We start from the raw sequence: 4,180 nt of genomic DNA, 5'->3' as shown, positions 1-4,180 counted from the left end.
GCATCAAGGACGCCGACACCGCGCCGATCCCCGCCGAGATCTTCCAGCCGCAGGCCGAGCGCCGCGTGCGCCTGGGCCTGGTCGTCGCCGAGCTGGTCCGCGCGAACAACCTGCAGGCCAAGCCCGAGCAGCTGCAGGCGCACATCGAAGAGATGGCGCAGAGCTACGAGAAGCCGGCCGAAGTGGTGCGCTGGTACCTGGGCAGCCGCGAGCGCATGGCCGAGGTCGAAGGCGTGGTCATCGAGAACAACGTGACCGACTTCGTGCTGGGCAAGGCCAAGGTCACCGACAAGGTGCTGCCGTTCGACGAACTGATGGCCGGCTGATTTCGTCAGCCGTCATGCGAAGGGCGCCGGGCTGAAAGGCCTGGGCGCCCTTTGTTTTTGAACGCGGCCTTGTCGCGACATAATCAAACCCAATCTCCGTGGGACTATCACGAACCTCCTCAAGGACGCAAGGACGATCATGAGCGCGCTGGAAACACAAAGTCTGGGCATGGTGCCCATCGTCATCGAGCAGTCGGGCCGCGGTGAACGGGCCTACGACATCTACAGCCGCCTGCTGCGCGAGCGGGTCATCTTCCTGGTCGGGCCGGTCAACGACCAGTCGGCCAACCTGGTGGTGGCGCAGTTGCTGTTCCTCGAAAGCGAAAACCCCGACAAGGACATCTCGCTGTACATCAACTCGCCGGGTGGTTCGGTGAGCGCGGGCATGTCGATCTTCGACACGATGCAGTTCATCAAGCCCGACGTGTCGACGCTGTGCATGGGCATCGCTGCCAGCATGGGCTCGTTCCTGCTGATGGCCGGCGCCAAGGGCAAGCGTTTCGCGCTGCCGAATTCTCGCGTGATGATCCACCAGCCGTCGGGCGGCGCGCAGGGGCAGGCCACCGACATCGAGATCCATGCCCGCGAGATCCTCAAGACCCGCGAGCAGCTGAACCGCATCTACGCGGAACGCACCGGCCAGTCGATCGAGAAGATCCGTGCCGACATGGAGCGTGATTTCTTCCTGGATCCGATCGAGGCCAAGGAATATGGCCTGATCGACCAGGTGCTGACGCAGCGCACCCCGCCCGCAGCGACCTGAGCTGACAGATCCGGCACCGGGCCTCGGGTAAAACCGGGGTGAAACCGCGGAAAGCCACAGAACGGGGCCCATTTGGGCCCCTTTTCCACAGCCTGGGCCGGAATTCTTTTGCTCTATCATTGACTCAGCCTTCCTAACGCACAGCGCACCCATCCATGGCYGACAAAAAAGGCTCCTCCAGCGAGAAAGTCCTGTACTGCTCCTTCTGCGGCAAGAGCCAGCACGAGGTGAAGAAACTGATCGCCGGCCCGTCGGTCTTCATCTGCGACGAGTGCATCGAGCTTTGCAACGACATCATTCGCGATGAAGTGCCGGCCGACACCGCCGAGGCCCGCGCCACCAAGTCAGACCTGCCGGTGCCCAGCGAGATCAAGGCCAGCCTCGACCAGTACGTGATCGGGCAGGACACCGCGAAGCGCACGCTGTCGGTGGCCGTGTACAACCACTACAAGCGGCTCAAGCACATGGCGTCGTCCAAGGACGACGTCGAGCTGAGCAAGAGCAACATCCTGCTGATCGGCCCCACCGGCTCGGGCAAGACGCTGCTGGCCCAGACGCTCGCCCGCCTGCTCAACGTCCCGTTTGTGATCGCCGATGCGACCACGCTGACCGAAGCCGGCTACGTCGGCGAAGACGTCGAGAACATCATCCAGAAGCTGCTGCAGAACTGCAACTACGACGTCGAGAAGGCGCAGCGCGGCATCGTCTACATCGACGAGATCGACAAGATCTCGCGCAAGGCCGACAACCCCTCGATCACGCGCGACGTGTCGGGCGAGGGCGTGCAGCAGGCGCTGCTGAAGCTCGTCGAAGGCACGATGGCCTCGGTGCCGCCGCAGGGCGGCCGCAAGCACCCGAACCAGGATTTCCTGCAGATCGACACGACCAACATCCTGTTCATCTGCGGCGGCGCATTCGACGGCCTCGAGAAGGTCATCCAGAACCGGTCCRAGAAATCCGGCATCGGTTTCGCGGCGACCGTGCACACCAAGTCGGAGCGCCGCGTGTCCGAGGTGTTCCGCGAGGTCGAGCCCGAAGACCTGATCAAGTTCGGCCTGATCCCCGAGCTGGTCGGCCGCCTGCCGGTGGTCGCCACGCTGGGCGAGCTGACCGATGACGCGCTGGTGCAGATCCTGACCGAGCCGAAGAACGCACTGCTCAAGCAGTACCAGAAGCTGTTCGCGATGGACGGCGTCGAGCTCGAGGTGCGGCCTTCGGCGCTCGCTGCCATCGCCCGCAAGGCCCTGGCGCGTCGCACCGGCGCACGCGGGCTGCGCTCGATCATGGAGCAATCGCTGATCGACACGATGTTCGAATTGCCGACGCTCGACGGCGTCGCGAAGGTGGTGCTCGACGAGCACACGATCGAGGAAGACGCGAAGCCCTTGCTGGTTTACCGAGAGCAGAAGGCCAGCGCCTGAACAGGGCCATCGCCACGACAACGGATCCTGATGATTGCCGGTGCGTCACACTGCGCCGGCTCCTTGCAAACGAATGCTTGAGCCCTAGATGGGCTTGAGAAAGAGAGGTTCCAATGTCCGGACATCCCGTCTTGCCCGCTGAGCCCATCACGATGCCGCTGCTGCCGCTGCGGGATGTGGTGGTGTTCCCCCACATGGTGATTCCGCTGTTCGTCGGCCGCCCGAAATCGATCAAGGCGCTCGAGGCCGCGATGGAAGCCGGCCGTCAGATCATGCTCGTCGCGCAGCGCGCGGCCGGCAAGGACGAGCCGAAGCCTGACGACATGTTCGAGGTCGGTTGCGTCTCGAGCATCCTGCAGATGCTGAAGCTGCCCGATGGCACGGTGAAGGTGCTGGTCGAAGGCATCCAGCGCGCCAACACGCATTCGATCAGCGACAACGGCGAGCACTTCATGGCCGAAGTGACGCCGGTGCCGCCCGAGACCGAGGCCAAGCCTGAGGTCGAGGCCCTGCGCCGCGCGGTGACGCAGCAGTTCGATCAATACGTCAAGCTCAACAAGAAGATCCCGCCGGAGATCCTGACCTCCATCGCGGGCATCGACGATGCCGGCCGCCTGGCCGACACGATCGCGGCGCACCTGCCGCTGAAGCTCGAGAACAAGCAGTCGGTGCTCGACCTGTTCGCGGTCGACAAGCGGCTCGAGAAGCTGCTCGAGCAGCTGGAACATGAAGTCGACATCCTGCAGGTCGAGAAGCGCATCCGTGGCCGCGTGAAGCGCCAGATGGAGAAGAGCCAGCGCGAGTACTACCTGAACGAGCAGGTCAAGGCGATCCAGAAGGAACTCGGTGACGGCGAAGAAGGCGCCGACATGGAGGAACTGGAAAAGAAGATCACTGCGGCGAAGATGCCCAAGGAGGCCCGCAAGAAGGTCGATGGCGAGCTGAAGAAGTTGAAGCTGATGTCGCCGATGTCCGCTGAAGCGACCGTCGTGCGCAACTACATCGACACGCTGATCGGCTTGCCGTGGACCAAGAAGACCAAGATCAAGCACGACCTGCCGAATGCAGAGGCTGTGCTGAACGAGGACCACTACGGGCTCGAGAAGGTCAAGGACCGCATCCTGGAATATCTCGCGGTGCAGCAGCGCGTCGACAAGGTGAAGGCGCCGATCCTGTGCCTGGTCGGGCCCCCGGGCGTCGGCAAGACCTCGCTCGGCCAGAGCGTGGCGCGCGCCACCGGGCGCAAGTTCGTCCGCATGGCGCTGGGCGGCATGCGTGACGAGGCCGAGATCCGCGGGCACCGCCGCACCTACATCGGCTCGATGCCGGGCAAGGTGCTGCAGAGCCTGTCGAAGGTCGGCACGCGCAACCCGCTGTTCCTGCTCGACGAGATCGACAAGCTGGGCATGGACTTCCGCGGTGATCCTTCGAGCGCGCTGCTCGAGGTGCTGGACCCGGAACAGAACCACACCTTCAGCGACCACTACGTCGAGGTCGATTTCGACCTGAGCGACGTGATGTTCATCGCGACCTCGAACTCGATGAACATTCCGCCGGCGCTGCTGGACCGGATGGAAGTGATCCGCCTGGCGGGTTACACCGAGGACGAGAAGGTCAACATCGCCCAACGCTACCTGCTGCCGAAGCAACGCAAGAACAACGGCGTGCAG

General features: G+C 63.7%; 3 protein-coding genes and 1 pseudogene. All 4 read left to right on the top strand.

From position 1 onward, the window contains the following. Window positions 1-326, top strand: a pseudogene (locus AC1D15_RS20305) (trigger factor); the annotation flags it as partial. Window positions 327-465: 139 nt separating this feature from the next. Next, on the top strand, window positions 466-1,089 hold the full coding sequence (gene clpP, locus AC1D15_RS20300; RefSeq protein ID WP_047511867.1) for an ATP-dependent Clp endopeptidase proteolytic subunit ClpP: 624 nt from the start codon (window positions 466-468) through the stop codon (window positions 1,087-1,089). Between the two features lie 155 nt (window positions 1,090-1,244). Then, window positions 1,245-2,510 (top strand): ATP-dependent Clp protease ATP-binding subunit ClpX, encoded by a 1,266-nt coding sequence (gene clpX, locus AC1D15_RS20295; RefSeq protein WP_477827387.1) that lies wholly within the window; start codon window positions 1,245-1,247, stop codon window positions 2,508-2,510. Window positions 2,511-2,623: 113 nt separating this feature from the next. Then, on the top strand, window positions 2,624-4,180 hold a 1,557-nt coding region (gene lon, locus AC1D15_RS20290; protein WP_477827386.1), incomplete at its 3' end, for an endopeptidase La.

This window comes from Rhizobacter sp. P2_H2 (genome assembly GCF_056403375.1).
This window is presented reverse-complemented; position numbering and strand designations above follow the sequence as displayed.